At 70.1% G+C, this 19559-nt stretch carries 19 protein-coding genes; 7 read left to right on the top strand and 12 right to left on the bottom strand.

What is annotated here, in order from left to right; translation table 11 throughout:
* Positions 1-117 precede the first annotated feature (117 nt).
* Complete coding sequence (locus ACFYXC_RS17805) at positions 118-636, bottom strand: DUF2617 family protein (protein WP_388912059.1); 519 nt, start codon at positions 634-636, stop codon at positions 118-120.
* A 507-nt stretch (positions 637-1143) separates the two neighbouring features.
* Complete coding sequence (locus ACFYXC_RS17800) at positions 1144-1410, bottom strand: hypothetical protein (protein ID WP_389552425.1); 267 nt, start codon at positions 1408-1410, stop codon at positions 1144-1146.
* Between the two features lie 174 nt (positions 1411-1584).
* Between ACFYXC_RS17800 and ACFYXC_RS17795 the strand changes: the two genes are divergently transcribed.
* Positions 1585-2802, top strand: coding sequence for a pyridoxal phosphate-dependent aminotransferase (locus ACFYXC_RS17795; RefSeq protein ID WP_389552422.1), 1218 nt, complete (start codon positions 1585-1587; stop codon positions 2800-2802).
* A 37-nt stretch (positions 2803-2839) separates the two neighbouring features.
* Here the strand turns inward: ACFYXC_RS17795 and ACFYXC_RS17790 are convergent, their stop codons facing one another.
* The 3 genes from ACFYXC_RS17790 to ACFYXC_RS17780 form a co-directional block, all read right to left on the bottom strand.
* Positions 2840-3226 carry a toxin-antitoxin system, toxin component, PIN family protein gene (locus tag ACFYXC_RS17790; protein ID WP_389552420.1) on the bottom strand — a complete coding sequence of 129 codons (387 nt, stop codon included), beginning with the start codon at positions 3224-3226 and terminating at the stop codon, positions 2840-2842.
* On the bottom strand, positions 3216-3872 hold the full coding sequence (locus ACFYXC_RS17785; protein ID WP_389552417.1) for a DUF433 domain-containing protein: 657 nt from the start codon (positions 3870-3872) through the stop codon (positions 3216-3218). Before ACFYXC_RS17785 ends, ACFYXC_RS17790 begins: the two co-directional genes overlap by 11 nt.
* An 85-nt stretch (positions 3873-3957) precedes the next feature.
* Positions 3958-4848 (bottom strand): hypothetical protein, encoded by an 891-nt coding sequence (locus ACFYXC_RS17780; protein ID WP_389552414.1) that lies wholly within the window; start codon positions 4846-4848, stop codon positions 3958-3960.
* Between the two features lie 932 nt (positions 4849-5780).
* Between ACFYXC_RS17780 and ACFYXC_RS17775 the strand changes: the two genes are divergently transcribed.
* Entirely contained in the window at positions 5781-6323 is a 543-nt protein-coding gene (locus tag ACFYXC_RS17775; protein WP_389552411.1) for a hypothetical protein, read from the top strand.
* Between the two features lie 939 nt (positions 6324-7262).
* Positions 7263-8471 carry a hypothetical protein gene (locus ACFYXC_RS17770; RefSeq protein WP_389552409.1) on the top strand — a complete coding sequence of 403 codons (1209 nt, stop codon included), beginning with the start codon at positions 7263-7265 and terminating at the stop codon, positions 8469-8471.
* A gap of 3 nt (positions 8472-8474) precedes the next feature.
* Here the strand turns inward: ACFYXC_RS17770 and ACFYXC_RS17765 are convergent, their stop codons facing one another.
* Positions 8475-9002 (bottom strand): YbjN domain-containing protein, encoded by a 528-nt coding sequence (locus ACFYXC_RS17765; protein WP_389552406.1) that lies wholly within the window; start codon positions 9000-9002, stop codon positions 8475-8477.
* 90 nt (positions 9003-9092) lie between these two features.
* A complete protein-coding gene (gene clpB / locus ACFYXC_RS17760) occupies positions 9093-11693 on the bottom strand; it encodes an ATP-dependent chaperone ClpB (RefSeq protein ID WP_389552836.1) in 2601 nt (866 codons plus the stop codon).
* Between the two features lie 197 nt (positions 11694-11890).
* On the opposite strand from clpB, the gene ACFYXC_RS17755 reads away from it, so the two are divergent.
* Positions 11891-12304 carry a pyridoxamine 5'-phosphate oxidase family protein gene (locus tag ACFYXC_RS17755; RefSeq protein WP_389552403.1) on the top strand — a complete coding sequence of 138 codons (414 nt, stop codon included), beginning with the start codon at positions 11891-11893 and terminating at the stop codon, positions 12302-12304.
* A 166-nt stretch (positions 12305-12470) separates the two neighbouring features.
* Here ACFYXC_RS17755 and ACFYXC_RS17750 read toward each other — a convergent pair whose 3' ends face one another.
* Entirely contained in the window at positions 12471-12806 is a 336-nt protein-coding gene (locus ACFYXC_RS17750; RefSeq protein ID WP_388917908.1) for a hypothetical protein, read from the bottom strand.
* Positions 12807-13144: 338 nt separating this feature from the next.
* Here ACFYXC_RS17750 and ACFYXC_RS17745 point away from each other — a divergent pair, with 338 nt between their 5' ends.
* Positions 13145-14131 carry a helix-turn-helix transcriptional regulator gene (locus ACFYXC_RS17745; RefSeq protein WP_389552400.1) on the top strand — a complete coding sequence of 329 codons (987 nt, stop codon included), beginning with the start codon at positions 13145-13147 and terminating at the stop codon, positions 14129-14131.
* The gene (locus ACFYXC_RS17740; protein ID WP_389552398.1) at positions 14128-15111 is read left to right on the top strand and encodes a LuxR C-terminal-related transcriptional regulator; all 984 of its coding nucleotides are present in this window, start codon (positions 14128-14130) and stop codon (positions 15109-15111) included. Before ACFYXC_RS17745 ends, ACFYXC_RS17740 begins: the two co-directional genes overlap by 4 nt.
* On the opposite strand, the gene ACFYXC_RS17735 is transcribed toward ACFYXC_RS17740, so the two are convergent.
* Positions 15074-16108 (bottom strand): LuxR C-terminal-related transcriptional regulator, encoded by a 1035-nt coding sequence (locus ACFYXC_RS17735; RefSeq protein WP_389552396.1) that lies wholly within the window; start codon positions 16106-16108, stop codon positions 15074-15076. The two genes, ACFYXC_RS17740 and ACFYXC_RS17735, sit on opposite strands and share 38 nt — an antisense overlap.
* A 530-nt stretch (positions 16109-16638) precedes the next feature.
* On the bottom strand, positions 16639-17694 hold the full coding sequence (locus ACFYXC_RS17730; protein WP_388917989.1) for a substrate-binding domain-containing protein: 1056 nt from the start codon (positions 17692-17694) through the stop codon (positions 16639-16641).
* Between the two features lie 359 nt (positions 17695-18053).
* On the opposite strand from ACFYXC_RS17730, the gene ACFYXC_RS17725 reads away from it, so the two are divergent.
* On the top strand, positions 18054-18647 hold the full coding sequence (locus ACFYXC_RS17725; RefSeq protein WP_389552393.1) for a dihydrofolate reductase family protein: 594 nt from the start codon (positions 18054-18056) through the stop codon (positions 18645-18647).
* A 68-nt stretch (positions 18648-18715) separates the two neighbouring features.
* Here the strand turns inward: ACFYXC_RS17725 and ACFYXC_RS17720 are convergent, their stop codons facing one another.
* Complete coding sequence (locus ACFYXC_RS17720; RefSeq protein ID WP_389552390.1) at positions 18716-19012, bottom strand: hypothetical protein; 297 nt, start codon at positions 19010-19012, stop codon at positions 18716-18718.
* Between the two features lie 23 nt (positions 19013-19035).
* Positions 19036-19500: a helix-turn-helix domain-containing protein gene (locus ACFYXC_RS17715; protein WP_388917890.1), complete on the bottom strand. Its 465-nt coding sequence runs from the start codon at positions 19498-19500 to the stop codon at positions 19036-19038.
* Positions 19501-19559 lie beyond the last annotated feature (59 nt).

Raw genomic sequence — 19559 nt, 5'->3', positions numbered from 1 at the left:
AGGGCCGCCGGATCCGTCATCGGCCGTCATCGGCCGCCATCGGCCGCCATCGGCCGCCAGAGCCTTGAGGCCCCCCGCCGGACCTGGAGACTTCGGAGCCCCGAAGGCTCCGGTGCTCTAGAGGGGTGCGGGCACCCGCGTCCCGACCTTCGTGCGGGTGGCGACCAGTTGGCCCTCCTGGGGGTAGGCGTGCCAGGTGCGCCAGTGCACATGGCCCTCGTGACGCTGCGCGAGCATCGCGGTGAAGGCGTGCGGACTGCCGGGGAAGACCCCCGCCAGTCCGTTCGGATGGTCGGCGACCAGCGCGAGCAACTCCTGGGCCCGGCCCGCGAAGGAGCCGTGCGACAGCGTCTCCACGCGCGCGGCGAACTCGTACTCCCAGTCGCCCACCCGTTTGGAGACGCCGAGCGGCAGCGGCGAGGCGCTGCCGGCGATACAGGCGACGGTCTCCGAGCAACTGCCCCGCTCCTCCTCCAGGAGCACCTGGTGGGACGCGCCGAGCAGCCTCAACTGCAGTGACGCGTCCACGAGTTCGATGTCGAGGGTGGCGAGCGCGGGCAGCGGCTCCAGTCCGAGGGCCCAGGCGAGGTCGGCCGCGCGCGTGTCGGTGTAGGCGGTGTTGAGGGTCGTGAGCATGGGTCGGCTCCACTGCACGCAAGGGTGGGGTCGGTCCGTCGCACCCCGGGCGGCGCCGGGCGGTGATCGGGCCCGGTCGGCCAGGTCAGAAGGGTGTACCGGGGTCTGCGTCGGCGATACGAGGGAATCATGAACGGCGCGTCCGCCACAGCGTTTTTACCCAACTTCGTGTGGTTTCCATCCCCCCGAGGGCTCCACAGCTCAACTGTTCAAGCGGAAAGTGCGCCCTTAGCTCACACGTGCGCCTTCACGCCCCCGGCACGGAACGCCGAAGCGCCCGCCGGGAATCGGCCCCGGCGGGCGCTCGTGCTCTCGTGCTCTCGTGCTCTCGTGCTGCGGACGGCTCCGGACGCGGTCCCGCGCCCGGAGCCCGACCTCCCCGTGTCAGCAGCCCTGCGTCAGCTGCTCTATGTCAACAGCTCTACGTCAACGACCCCGTGCGGCTGCTCCGTGTCGGCGGCCTCGCATCGGCCGTCCCTGTCAGCGGGGTCGTGTCGGCCGCCCCTGTCAGCTGCCTCCGCCGCATCCGCCGCCCCCTCCGCCGCCGCCTCCGCAGGACGAACCGCCGCCGCACGAGGAGCCGCCCGACGAGCCCGACGAGCAGGAGGAGGAACCGCCGTCGCCCCCGCCCACCGCTCCGTCGCCCGCCCACCAGCTGTCACTGTTGCGGCGCGGACGCCGCCGGCCGGGCCGCCTCGACGCGGATCCGGCCCGCGCGACGACGACCACCACGAACCCCACGACCAACAACGCCAGGATGATGCCGATGACCATGGCGCCACCCTCCTTCCGTTCCCCCGAAGCGGCCCCCCGTGGGCTCTGCTTCTCGCCTGTTTTCCTGTCGTGATCCCTGCCGTACTCCCCTGCCTGCTTCTTGCGTGTGAGGGTGATCCCCCCGCGCCGCACGGCCCAAAGCGGAGTTGAGCAACTCCAGAGGTTGAGCGCAGGATGGCCGCCATGACCTCCAGCGCACGCCGTCCCCTCCTCAACCGCCGCCTCGCCGAGTTCGGCACGACGATCTTCGCCGAGATGTCGGCCCTCGCCCTGAGCACCGGCGCGATCAACCTCGGCCAGGGCTTCCCCGACCGGGACGGGCCCGAGGAGATCCGGGAGGCGGCCGTGCGGGCGCTGCGCGACGGCCGCGGCAACCAGTACCCGCCGGGGCCGGGCGTCCCCGAGCTGCGTACGGCGATCGCCGCGCACCAGGAGCGCCGGTACGGCCTGACGTACGACCCCGGCACCGAGGTGCTGGTCACGGCGGGCGCGACGGAGGCCGTCGCGGCCGCCCTGCTCGCCCTGCTGGAGCCCGGCGACGAGGTGATCGCCCTGGAGCCGTACTACGACTCGTACGCGGCGTGCATCGCGATGGCCGGCGGCACGCGCGTGCCGGTCACCCTGCGGCCGCACGAGGAGACCCGCGACGGGGTCGTGCACCGGCGCTTCCACCTCGACCTGGACGAGCTGCGCGACGCGGTCACGGACAACACCCGGCTGCTGCTGATCAACACCCCGCACAACCCGAGCGGCACGGTCCTCACGCGCGCGGAGCTCACCGCGATCGCGGAACTGGCCGTCGAGCGGGACCTGCTGGTGGTCACGGACGAGGTGTACGAACACCTGGTGTTCGACGAGGCGGAGCACATCCCTCTCGCGACCCTGCCCGGTATGCGCGGGCGCACGGTCACCATCGGCTCGGCGGGCAAGACGTTCTCGTTCACCGGCTGGAAGGTCGGCTGGGTGACGGCCTCGCCCGACCTGGTCGCGGCGGTGCGTTCGGCGAAGCAGTACCTCACGTACGTGGCCTCGGGGCCCTTCCAGTACGCCGTCGCGGAGGCGCTGGCGCTGCCCGACGCGTACTTCGAGGCGTTCCGCGCGGACATGCTGGCCAAGCGGGACCTGCTGAGCGCGGGGCTCGCGGAGGCCGGCTTCGGCGTGTTCCGGCCGGCCGGGACGTACTTCGTGACCACCGACATCCGGCCGCTGGGCGAGAGCGACGGCTTCGCGTTCTGCCGCGCCCTGCCGGAACGGGCCGGCGTGGTCGCGATCCCGAACGCGGTCTTCTACGACCACCGGGAGGCGGGAGCACCCTTCGTACGCTTCGCGTTCTGCAAGCAGACACCGGTACTGGAAGAGGCAGTGAGCCGCCTCAAGACGCTCGCGGGCTGAGCCGGGCCGGCGGAGAGGCACGGGAGAACCCCGACCGTCAGGGCCAGGTGCGCTCGATACGGTCGTGTCGCACTGCGTATGCCGCCGGTCCGCCCTTCTCGACCACCCGGTGGATCGCGTCCCGGCGCACGACGAGCCGCTGCACCATCTCGGCACTGGGAAGCTGCTGGTTGTCCAGGTAGAACAGCACGGCCTCGCGCTCCAGGACAGGCCGGATCTCCAGGTCCCGGGTCTTGATCCGCCCGTCCTTCGACAGCGGGACCCAGGACCGGTCGAGACCGTGTGCGATCCACTCCTCGTCGGCCACGTCCTGTCCGTCGTCAGGAAAGACGTCCCCGATGCGGTGCACGGTCCAGCCGTACGCCCTCAGCCCCTCAGCGACCCGCCGTCCCAGATTCCGGTCGAGGAAGAACTCAGGCGGCAAGATGCACCACTGCCCGGCAGAGCGCGTCGACCTGCTCAGGCGTCATGTCGTAGTCGTACGCGATGTCCTCGACCGTCTCCCCGGCCTCCCACAGGTCGGTGATGGCCCGGACCGCGACCCGGTTGGCGGCCACCACGGGAAGACCGTGGCCGAATCGCGGGTCGATCACGACGGGGACGGAGTCGGGGTACTGCCTCAGCCGCAGGCTGGAGGGAAAGTCGTCGCCCGGTTCCCAGGTGAGGTAGCGAAGATGGTCAGAGACCACTTCGTGGATGGGGACCTGGCCGTCGCGGGCTCTGCGCAGATCCCCCCAACCGTGCTCGACGAAGATGTCCACTCCGTCCGTCGCGATCCGCTGCGACACGAGCCCGTACGGGGTGTCGAAGGCGTCCCTTACGGCGGCTGCCGCTTCCCTGATCTCGCTCATACGGAGGCCGAGAGAACGCAGAGAACGAAGGACGTGCGCCTCGGCCACCGCGATGAACGGCACGGAGGGCTGTCCCGTCCGCACCGGCTCGACCTGGTGGACCAGTGGCGCTCCGGCAGCCTTGTTCTGTAACCACGAGCTGAGAGTCGACTGCGGAATCTCGAGGTAGGAGGCCGTTTCCGTGGGCGTCAGAAGCCCGTCTCCGAATCTGTCGACCATGCCCCACCTCCTCTTGGCGCCGGATTTCGCATCGTGCCACATCGGGCCTTCCGGCTGCGGGTGGGCCGCGCGCCTGGTCGTCGGCTCAGCCGGCGGCACGGAGAAGTTCCTGGGATCGGCAGTCCCGGCAATGGCCGGGCTCCGTCGCGCGGAACCCCCGGTCGCAGCCGTCGCAGTTCCGCAGGGGTACGACCGGCTGGCGCGTGGCGGACTCCGCGCTCGCGGCCGGTGCGGGCAGGGGCAGCGGAGTCTCCTTGAGCCGGTAGGCCAGAAGGCCGGCCGGGCGGGTCAGGAAGTGATCGGGGAGCCGTGCGGTGAGGTGGTCCGTGATGTGCGTGGGCAGGATGCCTGCGGCGAGCCACTTGGTGACGGCGGGAGCGAGGCGGGCGGCCTCCTGCTCGGACAGCACGAGGCGGGAGTCGGCCCGGCGCAGGGCGGCGAGTACGGCGACGGCTCGGGGGTCGGCGTCGGCGAGCGGGATCGGTGGCCCGGCCGCGGCCTGTCCGCGCGGCCGAGCCGTCTCCTGCACGGCTTCCGACGCGGGCGGGACCTCCTCCACAGCGGGGGTCTGCGCACGGGGCCGGGGCGGTCTGGGCGGTCCAGGGGGCCCGTCCGTATGCGACGCGCCGCCGGGGATGTCGTAGAAGTACGTCCGGGTGCGGACCTGCCCGGTGGGCGTTCGCTCGCGGCGGCGCTCCAGGTATCCGGCCGCTTCGAGTTCCCTGAGCGCTCGCGAGATCAGGATCTCCCCCTCGGTGAAGTGCGCGCACAGGGCGGTGATGGTCACGGGGGAACCGTCGGGCAGGGAAGCGATGTACGCCGCGACGCCGATCGTGACCGCGCTGCCGCGTCGCTGGGCGAGGGCGTTGGCGAGGACGGTGAAGTCGGCGCTGAGGCGCGTGCGTACGTGGATCACACCGGAAGTCGGAGCTCCGGCATCGGCGCGCAGGCGCGCGTTAGACTGCGGGTCAGCCATCGGGAAGGTACTGCTTCCTGGTTGGTCAGGCCCTCGTTCGGGATGCCAGTCCCGGCGGGGGCCGTCTCTGTTTTCGGTTGTCGCGGCGAACGTAACCGCCCACATCCCGCCCCCGCAAACCGGTCACTCGGACGGGTGACGCGGGCTTCCTGCGCGGGGAGGGCGGGTGGGCGGGTAGTTCTTTCCCCCGGTTCTTACAGGAGGCCGGCGGCTCACCGACCCCTCGCGGACAAGGGCCCGGCGAGCCCGGAAGCGAATTTCCTGATCTGCCTGGTCTTCCTCTTGAGCGCCCTGGCGGCCCCTGAGGCTTCGTCCAGACAACTCCGGTCCTGATGTTCCGCCCCCAACAACGACAGTGAGTCGGCCAGCAAGGACTTGATGGGATCAGCCCCACTGGGGTGGATCCCATCGGCATGCTGATCGTCATGCAGGCGGAGACTCTGGTGGGACTGATCATTGGTCTGGGTGGTGCCGTCATCGGCTTCGCCGACGCGCCGGGTGGCGCGTGGATACGGCAGTCGTACGGCGCCCAAGGTCGGCAAGCAAGAGCGGTCGGAACAACGAGCGTTGACCTCAGGGGAGACCTCTATCAACGAGCTGCTGCAACTGGGACAACTTGTGGATACGTCGGTCACGCAGAGCCGCCCTGACGAGGAATGGATGGGACGAGTCCGCGAACATCTCCGCCGAGCCGAACTCGCCGTCAGCGTGATCCCCAACTGTCGACCTGCGGTACAGGATGACTCGGATCTTCTTCACCATGCATGGCCTCTACGAGGCGGGGATAGCGAAGCTGTACTACCGCCGTGGCTCCCTTGAAGGCGTCAGAGGCGACGTGGGTCGAGCCCCAGTACCGAGAGCGTCTTGGCCAGCCTCCGAGGATTTGATGGGATCGACCCCGCCGGATTGGTCCCGTCAGCATGATGAACCCCGTGGAAACAGAGATGTTGGTGGGCGTGATTGGACTCGGTAGCGCTGTCGTGGGAGTCGGAGGCACCCTGCTGGGCGGGTGGCTGCAGCAGCGCCACCAGGCACAAACAGCGCGAGAAGAGCGGGCAGAAGCCCGATCTGTTGAGGCCGAGTCCCGTGGCAGGCAAACGGCGGACAAGGCGCTGTCAGAGCTGTACGCGCTGAGGACACATGCCTTGACGTGGAAGATGGGGATGTCGGCAGACGAGCGGAATGAATGGCTCGGGAGGGCCTACACCATGGCCGACGCAGCTGAGCTGCACACGGCACTGGTCCCGGGAGCAGACACGCTGAGTATGCGCCTACGAGATGCGCTCAAAGTCGTACGCGCGTCCTTCTTTCAGGACGCATACGAAGCTGAGCACGAGGCGTACCTGAGTGAGTTCGACACCAGTCACTGCATCGCACTCCTGTCGGCCTACATGCGTGGCGACTCGTCACTTCCCGAACCCACTCTGCGTGAGGAGCGCGAGGCGATCGAACGCGACAGGCAACGAGACCTCTGACCCACCATGGACTTGATGGGATCAGCCCCACGGGGGTGGATCCCGTCGGCATGCCTATGGCCAGGGAATGTCAGCCCTCCTCACCCCCGAGTGCGTACAGGAGCTGCTCGTCCTGCATGACCGCTCTGTGGAGCGGATGGACACTCGGCCTCAAATCCTCCAGCCTCCCCGGTCTCCACATCGAGCCGAGGATTTCTGAGCCGAACGCGAGAAAGAAGAATCAGCCGCCACGTGATGAGGCCGGTGTGGACCCACGTGACGCAGACGGCCCACGTGCTTTGCACTCGCCCGACACCTGAGCATTTTGTGCGCTCCTCGTACCTCGACGAACGCTGTACGAGGTCGACCCAGCGGCTTACATTGCCAAGCAACGGAGGCGGGGACCCTTTCTTCACCGGGGCGAGTCGGAAGCAAGGCCGAAGGAGGCGGCCGGGCAACCGTAGGGCGAAGGCCGTCCGAGTCCGACAGCTCACCCGCTAGGCGCATGCGCTGACCCAGAGCCGAGTCCGTCAACACCGTGCAGTCGCACGTGTCGATGAGACTTGGAGAGGTCCGCATGCTCTCATTTCCTGCCCTGCCCTTCCGGGCGGTAGCCGCAGTCACGGCCATCCTGTGCGCCATCGGCCTCATATGCATGATCTTGCTCATGAGGCCGACGTGGCTGCTTTGGCCGTTCTTGTCGGCTGATCAGAGAGCCGACCTGCTCCGGCTCGTAGCAGCATGGACGGCGTGGGTTGCTGCTTTGCTCACCACTCGGCCGTCTTCCGACGAGGGCTCAGCCCGTGCCCGCCAACGCCAAAAGGTGCAGCGTAAGTAGGCTTCGAATTCTCGAGATAGAAGGGAACACGGTCGCCGCCTGTGCGGGCAGCAGTGGGACAGGCCGACCCGCTGGGCCGTGCGGTGCTCGTATCCGGCTCGTCTTGCCCGCAATGTTCTGGTGTGACCCGAGTGAATCCCGCACCCGTACGCGCCCTCGCGCCCGTCGCCCTCCCGTGTCCCGCCGCCGAGGGCCGGGCCCGGTCTCGGTTCCCGGGGCCGGGCGCGGGCACGGGGGCGGCGGTCGGGCTGTTTCTGGTGGCCCGGGTGCTGGGGTCCGTGGTCGTCGCTCTGGTCGCCCGGGCGGCCGACAGGGATCCCGTGCTGCTGCTCGGGCGGTCCTGGGACTCCCTCTGGTACCTGCGGATCGCCGATCACGGCTACGGGCACACCCTGCGCCCACCGGGGCTCGTCCAGAGCGATCTGGCGTTCTTCCCGCTCTATCCGGGGCTGTTACGGGCCGTCACCGAACTCACGCCGTTCAGCGGCCCCGGTGCGGGTCTGCTGGTCTCGTGGGCGGCCGCCGGGGTCGCCGCCTGCGGGATCCACGCGATCGGGGCCCACCTGCACGACCGGGCCGTCGCCACCGCCCTCGTCCTCCTGTGGGGCCTGCTGCCGCACTCGGTCGTGCTGTCGATGGCGTACACGGAACCGGTCCTCACCGCCTTCGCCGCCTGGGCGCTGTACGCGGTCCTCACCGGCCGGTGGGTGTGGGCGGGCGTCCTCGCGGCGGGCGCGGGGCTGGCCCGGCCGAACGGGTTCGCGGTGGCGGCGGCGGTCCTCGCGGCGGCGGCGTACGAGTTCTGCGGGAGGCGCGGAAAAGTTACCCACAGGCTGTGGACGGGCGCGGCGCTAGCCCCCCTCGGCTGGGGCGCGTACGTGCTGTGGGTGGGGCACCGGCAGGGCGATCCGCTCGGCGGGTACTTCGAGGTGCAGCGGCTGTGGGGCTCGCGCTTCGACTTCGGCCTCGACGCGCTGCGCTTCGTACGGCATCTGCTGCTGGAGGGCGACCTGCTCGTCTTCCCCGTCTCGATGGCGACCGTGGCGGCGGCACTGCTCCTGTACGGGCTGCTGGTCGCGGACCGCGCTCCCCTGCCGCTGCTGGTCTACGCGGGTGTGCTGCTGCTCGTCGCGGCGGGCGGCGCCGGGTTCTTCGAGTGCAAGCCGCGGTTCCTGCTTCCGGCGTTCCCGCTGCTGCTGCCGCTCGCCCGCGCGCTGGCGCGGACGGCGAGAGCCCGGCCGTGGCACGCGACCCTGGTGGTCGGCGCCCTGGCCGGGCTCTCGTTCGCGTACGGGGCGTACCTGGTCGTGCTCGCCCCCAAACCGCTGTGAGGACTACTCGTCCTCTGCGGGCTTCTCGGCCTCGTCGATCTCCTGCTCCAGACCCAGCTGCTCGACGAGCCACTTGTCGAACTCGATGGCGGCCCGCACCCAGCTGACCGTCGACGACACGAAGTGCTCCAGGCTGACGCCCGTGCCGATCAGCATCTGCGCCTCGCCGATCAGGCGGACGGTGCCGTCGTCGTGCGTGTGGCTGTAGACCTTGGGCCACAGCGTGCGGCGGTTCCAGTCGTCGATCGACTCCAGGAGCCGCTGCTTCTCCTCGATCTGGTGCGGCCGGTCGTAGAACGTCCGCACCGAGAAGACCTGCTGGTCACCCTCGCCGCGGAACATGAAGTACGTACGGAACTGCTCCCACGGCGCCGCGAGGTCACCCTCGTCGTCGACGACGTACTTCAGCTCCATCTGGTCCAGGAGCTGCTTCACAAGGTCCTGGTCCGGGACGACGGGGCCGGCCGGTCCGCCGGGGTTCGGCTCTGGCTGGCCCCCGAAGTTCGGAATCGAGGACGGGTCGATGCTCACCGTGATTTTCCCTTCGTACGGATTCCGCCATCCTCTCCCATCCGGGGCGGGGGCCCGCAACCCCCGCCCCGGCCGGTGACGTAATTCCGCTCAGAGCGTTTTGCCTGTCGCCGGGCCGACGATCAGACCGTTGTCGAAGGTGTCCACGCGGACCGTGTCGCCGTCCTTCACCTCGCCCGCGAGGATCTCCTTGGCGAGGCGGTCGCCGATGGCGGTCTGGACGAGGCGACGCAGCGGGCGGGCCCCGTACGCCGGGTCGTTGCCCTCAAGGGCCAGCCAGGCCAGCGCCGCGTCGGTGACCTCCAGGGTGAGCCGCCGCTCGGCGAGCCGCTTGGCGAGGCGGCCGACCTGGAGCTTCGCGATGCGCTCCAGCTCAGGACCGGTCAGCGCCGAGAAGACGACGAGGTCGTCGAGCCGGTTGAGGAACTCCGGCTTGAAGGAGGCCCTCACCACCTCCAGGACCTGCTCCTTCTTCTGCTCCTCGCTCGTCAGGGGGTCGATGAGGAACTGGCTGCCCAGGTTCGAGGTGAGGACCAGGATGGTGTTGCGGAAGTCGACCGTGCGGCCCTGCCCGTCGGTGAGGCGGCCGTCGTCCAGTACCTGGAGCAGGACGTCGAAGACCTCCGGGTGCGCCTTCTCCACCTCGTCCAGCAGGACCACGCTGTACGGGCGCCTGCGGACCGCTTCGGTCAGCTGCCCGCCCTCCTCGTAGCCGACGTAGCCGGGCGGCGCGCCGACCAGGCGGGCCACGCTGTGCTTCTCGCCGTACTCCGACATGTCGATGCGGATCATGGCCCGCTCGTCGTCGAAGAGGAAGTCCGCGAGGGCCTTCGCCAGTTCGGTCTTGCCGACACCGGTGGGGCCGAGGAAGAGGAACGAGCCGGTCGGGCGGTCCGGGTCGGCGATGCCCGCGCGGGTACGGCGGACGGCGTCGGAGACGGCCTGCACGGCCTCGCTCTGGCCGATCAGGCGGCGGCCCAGCTCCTCCTCCATGCGCAGCAGCTTCTGCGTCTCCCCCTCCAGGAGGCGGCCGGCGGGGATGCCGGTCCAGGAACCGACCACGTCCGCGATGTCGTCCGGGCCGACCTCCTCCTTGACCATGAGTTCCTGTTCGGCGGCCTCCTCCTCGGCCTCGGAGGCTTCCTCCAGGTCCCTCTCCAGGGCGGGGATCTCGCCGTAGAGGAGCTTGGAGGCGGTGTCGAAGTCGCCGTCGCGCTGGGCCCGCTCGGCCTGGCCGCGCAGTCCGTCGAGCTTCTCCTTCAGCTCACCGACGCGGTTGAGGGACTTCTTCTCCTTCTCCCAGCGGGCGGTGAGGCCGCGCAGCTCCTCCTCCTTGTCGGCGAGGTCGCGGCGCAGCTTCTCCAGGCGCTGCTTGGAGGCCGGGTCGGTCTCCTTGTCGAGCGCCAGCTCCTCCATGCGCAGCCGGTCGACGACCCGCTGGAGCTCGTCGATCTCGACGGGGGACGAGTCGATCTCCATGCGGAGCCGGGACGCGGCCTCGTCGACGAGGTCGATGGCCTTGTCGGGCAGGAAGCGGGAGGTGATGTACCGGTCGGAGAGGGTGGCCGCGGCGACGAGCGCGCTGTCCGCGATGACGACCTTGTGGTGGGCCTCGTAGCGGCCCTTGAGGCCGCGCAGGATGGCGATGGTGTCCTCGACGGTCGGCTCGGCGACCAGCACCTGCTGGAAGCGGCGCTCCAGCGCGGGGTCCTTCTCGATGCGCTCGCGGTACTCGTCGAGGGTGGTGGCGCCGACCATGCGCAGTTCGCCGCGGGCGAGCATGGGCTTCAGCATGTTTCCGGCGTCCATGGCCGAATCCCCGCCCGCGCCCGCGCCCACGACGGTGTGCAGTTCGTCGATGAAGGTGATGATCTGCCCGTCGGAGTCCTTGATCTCCGCGAGCACGGTCTTGAGCCGCTCCTCGAACTCACCGCGGTACTTGGCGCCCGCGACCATCGCGCCCAGGTCGAGCGAGACGAGCCGCTTGTTCTTGAGGGACTCGGGCACGTCGCCCTTGACGATCCGCTGGGCGAGCCCTTCCACCACGGCGGTCTTGCCGACGCCCGGCTCCCCGATGAGGACGGGGTTGTTCTTGGTGCGCCGGGACAGCACCTGCACGACGCGGCGGATCTCCTGGTCACGGCCGATGACGGGGTCGAGCTTGCCCTCCCGTGCCGCGGCGGTGAAGTCGGTACCGAACTTTTCGAGTGCCTTGTACTGGCCCTCGGGATCCGGGGTGGTCACCCGGCGCCCTCCCCTGCTCTTCTGGAACGCGTCCAGCAGCTTCTTGGCGCTGGCCCCTTGCTGGGAGAGTACGTCGCCGGTGGCGCCGCCCTTGGCGGCGATCCCGATGAGCATGTGCTCGGTGGAGAGGTACTCGTCCCCGAGCTCCTTGGCCCGCTCGGACGCGTCGGCGATCACCGCGAGCAGCTCGCGGTTGGGCTGCGGCGGTGCGACGGTGGAGCCGGTCACGCTGGGCAGCGCGCTCAGGACGCGCTCGGTGCCGGTCCGGACGGCGGCCGGGTCGGCCTCCACGGCGGCCAGCAGATCGGTGATGTTCTCGTTCTCCTGCCCGGCCAGCAGCGCGAGCAGCAGGTGCGCGGGGGTCAGGTCCGGGTGGCCCTCGGACACGGCCCTGTTGCTGGCCGCGTTGATCGCGTCCCGGCTCCTGTTGGTCAGCTCGGCGTCCACGTTCGCGTTCTCCTCCTCGTACTGGTACCCGTGCGTGTGCTCGTATCCATGAGCGTGCTCGTGTTCCGGCGTGCCGCACTCCGGCGTTGGCTGACCCAACCAACGTACACAAAGTTGAGTCTATTCCACTCAATGGGGTTCAGGGAGGCGTCCGAGGCCGTTCGGGCGCCGGGCCGTGTCCGGCCTAGGCTCCGTCCATGGCCTCGTACCCCGTAAACCCGCGCGATCCCGGCGACCCGTTCCTCGGCTTCTGGCGGGAACGCCATCTGTGCACCCTGACCACCCTCCGTCCCGACGGCACCCCTCATGTGGTGCCGGTCGGCGTCACCTACGAACCGGGGGCAGGTCTGGCCCGGGTGATCGCCGACGGGGCCAGCAGGAAGGTGCGGAACGTGCTGGCCGCGGGGCCCGACGGGACGGCGGCCGCGGTCTGCCAGGTGGACGGGCGGCGGTGGGCGACGCTGGAGGGCCGCGCGACGGTGTCCCGGGACCCCGTACGGGTCGCGGAGGCGGTGCGCCGCTACGCCGAGCGCTACGGCAGGACGCCGGCGCCCAAGCAGTCCAGGGTGGTCATCGAGATCGCGCTGGCCGCGGCGATGGGAAATCCCTGACGCCGGCGGGGGCCCATGAGGGCGCGCGTCCGGTTCCAGCCCTTGCGCGGAGCGGGAACAGGCTGAAACATGCCTGGAAACTGCAGCGGCGTCACCGTGTTCAGGTCACGGTGACGCCGCTGCGGGGGGAAGCGCCTGAGCGATCTACAACGACGGGGGAATCGCGTCAGGCACTGCGGGGGGTGGCTGAGATGGTTCGTACGTCCGGGGCTGCCGGCTCGACCAGCCGATGGTCGCGCTGATCGAGGTTCACAAAGATCATTCCGTACCGGATGGCACACCGCACCGGCTGCGGCGCTCCCCGGGGCCGTCGCAGGCAGCGGTACGCCCGCACGTCGTCCTCGTCGTCCCGGGTCACCACGACCGGCTCCCCGAAGACGGTCACCATCAACGAGTCACCGCTGTGGGGGATGGCGGTGGCCAGATCGATGAAGTGCCAGCCCGAGCGATAGGCCGTGGCCATCTCTCTGCGGAAGGAGCGGTCGTCGGGAGGAGTCGTCATGTCAGCCCCCGACGCTGCCGTCTACCGGCGCCAGCGGCCAACTGGTGTCAGGAGGACCGGCGGGCCCGGTGTTCGCGCCGGCCGCCGGCCAGCTGGTGTCCGCTCGAACGTCACCCTTCGCGTCGGAGAGGCCATCCAGTGCTCCGAAGGCCACCACGACGGAGAAGACGGCGACAAGCACCGAGCGAAGCATTCTCTTACCCATAGTCGGCTTCGTCCTCACTTGAAGGTCCCTCTTCCCCCGTCGAGTACGACGATGGCTCATTCGGGCACGTCATGGCCACATAATCGATGCATCATGTTCCTGCACGTTCAGGACCCTGGGGGGTGGAGATTTGATGGCGAAAAGGCATAAACCGACACATCCCCACGCGGTGACCGAGCTGTGTGAGGAGGGCGGGCGTCTCTATGCGAATGCGCTCCGCACGGGACGTATCGCCCGCGAGGAGGTCGAGTCCGCTCCCTGCTTGATGGAGTTCGCCCTTCTTCACCCCGATCCGGACGACGCGAGCTGGTTGCGCCCGGTACCCCCGACGGTCGCGCTGGCCCAGCGGCTCAACCCCATAGAGCGCGAAATCACGGCGCACCGGCGGTTGTCGATCGAACTGACCGACGCTTTCGAGCCGTTCATGGCGCTCAGCGCCCAGGCGACAGCGCCCACCCACTCCATCACGGTGCTCGAGGGCGGCGACCGGATCAACGCGGCACTCAACCTGGCCACGGCCCAGTGCCAGACCGAGGTCCTCACGATCCAGCCGAGCAACCGCATCTCCGAACGCAACCTCATGCACGGACTGGAACGCGACAGGCCGCTGACCGAACGCGGCGTGCGGATCAGGACCCTCTACCAGCACACGGCCCGCTACAGCCAGGAGAAGCTGGCCTACGTGGCCCAGCTCTCCAACGGCAAGGTGGAGTACCGCACCATCGACGAGCTGGTGGAACGTCTCATCATCTGCGACGAGACCGTCGCCTTCATCCCCACCCGCGACGACCAGCAGGTCGCCCTGGAACTCCGCCACCCCGGGCTCGTCCGCTACCTGATCAAGGTCTTCGAGTTCATCTGGGGCCGAGCCGTCCCGCTGAGCGCCGGCGCCCCCTACGAAACCGCCCCCGACGGCATCACCAACATCCAGCACTCGATCGCCAAACTCCTGGTGGAGGGGCACGTCGACGAGGCCATAGCCCGCCGCCTCGGCATGAACGTACGCACCTGCCGCGCCCACATAGCGAAGCTGGCCACCGCCCTGGGCAGCGGCAGCCGGGCACAACTCGGCTACCTGATAGCCGAATCGGGGATCCTGAAGCAGGACACCGCGGAATGACGGCTCCACATTCGGCACATGACGTGGAGGACCTGTGTGCGGCGGGATCGGAGCTGTACGAACGGGCCCTGCGCGAAGGGCGCGTACCGCGCGCGGACGCCGAACAGGCCCCCTGCCTCCTCGACTTGGGGCTGCTGCACCCGGCCGTCCGGGAGCCGGACCACCTGGAACCCGTCGCCCCGGTCCTCGCCCTCCACCGGCTGCTGCGGGCGTCCGGAGAGCGCATCGCGGACGAGCGGCGGCGCGAAGCCCGGCTGGCCGCGGTGTTCGAGCCGCTGATGCGGATCGACGGCCACCGGACGGCGCTCGCGGACACACCGGCGATCAGCCTCCTGAGCGGTTCGCAGCGGATCAACGAGGCCATCACCGAGGCCATGGCCCGGGCGTCCCGTGAGCTCCTCACGATCCAGCCCCACACCCACACCGGTGAGCGCCGCCACGCGGCCGAGGCCATCGCCCTGGACCGTGACCAGGCCCTGCTGGACCGCGGCGGCCGCATCCGCACCCTCTACCAGCACACGGTGCGTCACTCGCTCACCGTCCCCGCCCGCTACGAACAGCTCAAGGGCGACGTCGAGGCCCGCTCCCTCGACGAACTCCCGGACCGGCTCATCGTCACCGACCGCGCCGTCGCCTTCATCCCCGCCGACAAGGACGGCACCCTCGCCCTGGAGGTCCGCCATCCGGCTCTCGTCGGCTACTTCGTCACCACCTTCGACCGCCTCTGGCGGCTGGCCACGCCCATGTACCCGGACACCGTCCAGCGCCCGTCCCTCAACGGCGTCACCCCGCGTCAGCGTGCCGTCGCCGCCCTCCTCGTCGAGGGCCACACCGACGCGGCCATAGCCGAACGCCTCGGTCTGAACGTCCGCACCGCCCGCGTCCACATCGCCAAACTCGCCTCGACCCTCGGCAGCGAGAGCCGGGCGCAGCTCGGCTACCTCATCGGTCGGTCGGGGATTCTGGACCAGGAGCGCTGAGCGCCTGGAGCTGCGGGGAACGCGGCGGACCGTCCAGGCCGGCCTGCGCGATCCGCACTCCCAGCTGCGTACGGCTCGCGGCACCCAGCGTCTCCGACAGGCGGGCGATGTGCGCCCGGCACGTACGGACGCTGATGCCCAGGCGCTCCGCGACCACCGCGTCCTGGTGACCCTCGGCGAGCAGCGCCGCGATGGAGCGTTCGCGGTGGGTGATGCCCTCGATGCCCGTGTCCGGCAGGGGCGCGGTGAGGGGGATCGCGAGGCGCCAGAACCGTTCGAACACGGTGACCAGGTAGTCCACCAGCGCCGGATGCCGCAGCTCCAGCGCGATCGTCCGGTCGGTGCTCGCCGGGATGAACGCGACCGTGCGGTCGAACACGATGAGCCGCTCGGTGACCTCGTCGAGGGTCCGGGCCTCGGCCGAGTCGCCCATCAGCTCCATGTAGTTGCGCAGCCCCTGCCCGTGCCGGGCCACGTGCGTGTACAGGTCGCGCATGCGCACGCCGCGACGGCACAGCGCGAGCGCCCGGTGCAGTCCCTCGGTGAGTTCGTCCTCGCGGCGGATGCCGCCCGGCTGGACGGCCAGCACCTCGGAGGTGCACGCCTCGGTCGCCTCGTCCATCGCGGCACGGATCCGGGGCAGTCCGTCGAGCACCCGGATCGCCGCTCCCTCCGAGGGCGAGCGCGCGTTGCCCGCGAGGGTCGCGTACCACTCGAAGGCGGACACCGCCTCGCCCATACGGGACTGGGTCGCGCTGACGCGCTCGTGCATGTCCCGCAGCAGACGCGTCATGACCTCCTGCGGCGAGGTCGGCACCAGCCAGCCCATGTCGTCGGGGTCGGGGTGCAGCAACGCCAACTCGACCAGGCAGGGCACCGATTCGGCGTCCTGGCGGGACACCCGGCCGCGTCGTACCGCCCGGGAGTAGACCCGGTCCCCGGCATCGCACAGGCGGTCAGCACCGTGTGGATGCGCTTCCGTCCTGTGCCCGGCCATCTCCCCAACCCCCGGTTCCAGCCTCTTCCGCAGCGCAACTATGCGCGGCGTCCCCCCGCTCCGCAACACGGCTTCCCCGTTTCCATGCCCCCTATCGCACCACTTGATCCGCCTTTGAGCGCACCTCCGTATGACTCGTTGCAGCAAGCTGAAGCCGGTGGGGGCGCGCGTCCGTCGCCGAGTGCGCTCAGCCCGCGTGAGCTGCCGGAAACCGGTGTCCGGGCGTCGCCCCGCGTGCCGCGTCCGACGTCAGGTCCCCAGGGACCGGTGGGACGCGTGCGCGGTGCCGGGCGCGCGGGACGGGAGGCCCGGACGTCCCAGTGGGCGCGGAACCGTCCGCGGGCCCGCGCCGGCGGCGCCCCAACCGACGGAACCGGCCGAACTTCGGCCCGGGGCGCGGGAGCGGGCCCGCGGGGCGGCGGGACGCGGGGAGAGGGGGACGTGGAGGCGTGGCGAGGGCGCGAACGCGGGGCGGAGGCGGGAGCGTGGGCGTGGAAGCGGGAGCGTGGGCGTGGAAGCGGGAGCGTGGGCTACTTGATGCCCAGTTCCTCGCACGCGGCGCGGTACTTGGCCGTGCAGATCTCCTCGGCCGAGTAGATGCCGTCCTGGACGACCGTCGACTCGATGGTGCTGCGGGTCAGGGGGGAGACCTGGACGAGGTTCGCCCGGATGTCCTTGTGGGTGGGGCTGGAGATCTTGTCGGGGGTGAGCGAGTCGAACTCGATGCCGAAGCCGCGGACGCGGGCCACGGCCATCTCGGCGGCGGTCTCGGCCTCCTCGGGGTACGGCTTGTAGACGCTCATGAACTGGTCGCCCGCGAGGATGCGCTGCACCGCGTCCAGTTCCGCGTCCTGGCCGGTGACCGGCGGCAGCTTGCTGACACCCGCGGCCTTGAGCGCGTCGATGACACCGCCCGCCATGCCGTCGTTGGCGGAGTACACCCCCGCGATGTTGTCGGCGCCGATGGAGGAGATGGCCGCCATCATGTTGGCGCGGGCGTTCGCCGGCTTCCAGTCCTTGGTGTCGTACGACTTGGCGACGGTCACCTTGCCCTCCAGCTCACCGAGGGCACCCGCCTTGAACTGCGCCGCGTTCGGGTCCGTCACCGCGCCGTTCATCATGACGATCTTCTGGGACTTGCCGCCGTTGAGCTGGTCGGCGAGTGCCCGGCCCTGCACCTGCCCGACCGCCTCGTTGTCGAACGAGATGTACGCGTCGATCGGCCCCTCGGCCAGCCGGTCGTACGCGATGACGGGGATGTCCGCGGCCTTCGCCTTCTTCACGCCGTCGGCGATGGCGTGCGAGTCGACCGCGTCCAGCAGCAGCACGTCGACCCCGTCGTCCACCATCTTCGCGAGCTGCCGGTCCTGCACGGCGGCGTCCTGTTCGGCGTTGGCGTAGACGACCTCACCCTTGCCGTTCGTCAGTTCGCCGACCTTCTTCTTGATGATGGGGTAGTCGAACTTCTCGTACCGGGAGTTCGACTTCTCCGGCAGCAGCAGGCCCACCGTGATGTCGTCGCCCTTGGTGGGGCTCGCCTCTGCACCGTCGTCACCGCTGCCGCACGCGGCAAGGGTCAGGGTCATGGAGGAGGTGGCGATGGCAAGAGCGGTACGGCGTATGGCGCGGTTCACTTCGGGTGCCTTCCGGACGAGGGCGACAGTGCGGGCCCAGGTGACAAAAAGCCAACGCGGGGGTTCCCGGGGCGTCAAGAAGTAACTGCTAACGACATCGCAACAGAAGCGTGTGAAGAGACCGGGGCGAAGTCGGGCGGATACGCCGAGTAGGAGTCCACGACGTCTCCGTGGGCCACAAGCGCCCGAGGCCGGCCGAAAGGTGACAGAACGGCCCGGAGCGCGCCGGGACGGGGACCGACCGGGCTGGGCTACCGTCTGACGCGGCCCACGAACCGGTCCGTTCCGCTCACTCCTCGGCGAGGTCCGCGATGCGCAAGATCATCCTGAGCATGTCCGTCTCCCTCGACGGGTTCTTCGAGGGCCCGAACCGCGAGATCGACTGGCACCTGGTCGACGAGGAACTGCACCAGCACCTGAACGAGCGCATCGGCGCGCTGGGCGGCTTCCTGACCGGCCGCGTCTCCCACGAACTGATGGCGGCGTACTGGCCGACCGCCGACCAGGATCCCGAGGCCCCCGCGGTGGTCCGCGAGTTCGCCGCCATCTGGCGGGACATGCCGAAGGTCGTCTACTCGCGGACGCTCGAAAGGGCCGAGTGGAACGCCACCGTCGTACGGGAGGTGGCTCCCGATGTGATCAGGGCGCTCAAGGAGCAGCCCGGCGGCGACCTGGCGGTCGGCGGGGCCGAGCTCGCGGCGGAGTTCCGGCGCCACGATCTGATCGACGAGTACACGATCTACGTCCACCCGGTGCTCATCGGGCGCGGCCGGCCCCTGTTCCGGGACACGGACGCGCTCGCCGCTCTGCGCCTGGTCGAGTCCCGCGTGTTCGGCAACGGGGTGGTGCTGCTGCACTACGTCCGCGTGGGGGCGGACGCCAGGGTCGACCCGCGCACCGGCTGAGGGACCGGCGCGGGGACCGAGACGGGGACCGAGACGGGGACCGATGGCCGGGCCGGCCGGGTGGTCCCTCAGCCCCCGTCGTCCGGGGGGTGTTCGTGGCCCCTGGGGCGCTCGGGGAACGGGAGGAGACGGGCCGGCGGCCGGTCCGGGCCCACCGGACGCTCCTGGCCTGACGCACGGGCATGCTCCGCCCAGCCCGCCCGGAACCAGCTCAGCTGGTGCCGCTGCAACTCCTCCTCGGTGAGCACCCGGACACCGTCGGGGCCGGCCGAACGGACCTTGTCGGCCAGTACGCCGAGCAGGTCGCCCACGAGTCCGGCGACGCGCCGCGCCTCGGCGCCACGGTCGCCTCCCACGTCATCCATGCCGTGCTCCGGTCACCTCGCCGTCACCCGCCCTCCGGCAGGAACTGCCGTGCCACCCTGGCGAACAGGTCCCGCAGGTCGGGCGGGACACCCATCCGGCGGGCCGCTTCCTCCGGGCTGAGCCGCAGGTGTTCCTCGCCGTCGGCGGCGGGGCGGGCACCGCCGCCGAGCGGCAGGTCGTCCTCGGTCAGCCGGCCCGAGCGGATGAGCATCTCCCGCAGGGGCACGCCCAGCACGGCCGCGACGCGCCGCATCGTCTCCAGGTCGGGCATGGACTGCCGCTGGAGCAGCCGGCTCACGGCGGCCCGGTGCACGCCCGCGTCGTCGGCGAGCTTCGAACGGCCGCCGCCGCGTGGGCTGTCGATGTCGTAGCCCCGGGCGCGCAGCAGGTCCTCGATCCAGCCGGCGAACTCATCGAGTCCCGCGGCCCGGTAGGTCTGACCCGCACCTGTGCCTGTACGGGCCCCGGCCCGTGAGCTCGAAGCCATGTGTCCGCTCTCCCCTCGTCGCCGGGACAGCGTATCGATCGCACCCGCATCAAGATGTG

The sequence above is a fragment of the Streptomyces sp. NPDC002701 genome, from assembly GCF_042889045.1.
Taxonomy (GTDB): domain Bacteria; phylum Actinomycetota; class Actinomycetes; order Streptomycetales; family Streptomycetaceae; genus Streptomyces.
Note: the sequence above shows the minus strand (reverse complement) of the source record. Positions and strands in the feature narration are given on the sequence as shown.